Below are 1,078 nucleotides of genomic sequence, written 5' to 3' on the forward strand. Positions count from 1 at the left end.
GGCTACCAAATGCCAGCAGAGCACAGTGAGCTTGAGAGCCACGGCCACCGCGGCAATCTGATGGCCGCGCCGGGCGCGGATGCGCACGAAAAAGACGTGCAGTGGTGGACCGGGCCGCCTTGGCCGCTGCCCACGCCGCCTCGACCGGCATGGCGCGCATGACTGCGGCCGATCTTGCTGATGTGGCCGTGATGGGCAGCTCCCAGTTCGGACTGCCGCACCCGCGGGTTAGCTCACCAGCTTCTGCGGGCTGTTGAATTCGGATGATGTCGCCGATCGCCGCCACGATGCCGGCGGCCTCGGGCAATAACGTAAGAAATCAACTGGTGTGTCCGATGTCTTGAGGAGATGTTCAGGCGTGGGCCTGATAACTCTACCGCATGCTGATTCAGCGCCGTGTCAGTGGAAGACGAACGAAGCAAGTTCGTGTAGCGCCGTTAATATGGTGCTCCGCGTCCGCGAGCTGTGCGGTAATTCAAAGAACGGTGGGCGGCGGGTTATTCATCGGCGCATGGGCTGTTCACGCCGTGCCGTATTGGCCGTGGGTGTTCGACCCTGCAATTCTGATCATCCATTACTAGCTAGCCACGCTCCGCTCTTCCTCTCCACTTGCTCTGCCCGGATTTGACGGGCGCGCCCCTTCGCATCGGCGCCGGGAATTGCGCACGGTGTAAACGCTCTGTGAACTGACCAAATTTAGATCTCTCTCAGCATGCAACTCTCGAATTGAGTACTAGGCGCTTCTAGTTTCGGCGGCGGCTCTGATTGCCTTGGGCGGGTGGCAGGCGGCTGATCTCCCGATCAAGGCTAAAGCGGTTGAGTACGTTAAAATCTGCTCCCTGTATGGCGCTGGGTTCTATTACATTCCGGGCTCCGACACGTGCATCAAGCTGGGTGGCTATCTGCGCGCTGAAACTACGTTTGGCACGAGCTACCATTTTGACGCGGCAAACAGTGGAGTGGGTGGTGCTCGCAACCGCCTGAGCGACTATTACAGCTCGCGCTCTCGTCTGGGCCTCTCGATCGATACTCGCACCGCGACCGAGTACGGCTTGGTTCGCACTTACTTCGACGGGGC

General features: G+C 59.9%; 1 protein-coding gene and 1 pseudogene. One reads left to right on the forward strand and one right to left on the reverse strand.

The window, feature by feature from the left end; all coding sequences use genetic code 11:
* Positions 1-298 (reverse strand): annotated as a pseudogene (locus tag HCN58_RS37870) (transposase); the annotation flags it as partial.
* Positions 299-770: 472 nt separating this feature from the next.
* Here HCN58_RS37870 and HCN58_RS35190 point away from each other — a divergent pair.
* A partial coding sequence (locus HCN58_RS35190) for a porin (RefSeq protein WP_235984189.1) occupies positions 771-1,078 on the forward strand: 308 nt, incomplete at its 3' end.

The sequence above is a fragment of the Bradyrhizobium australiense genome, from assembly GCF_013114825.1.
Taxonomy (GTDB): domain Bacteria; phylum Pseudomonadota; class Alphaproteobacteria; order Rhizobiales; family Xanthobacteraceae; genus Bradyrhizobium; species Bradyrhizobium australiense.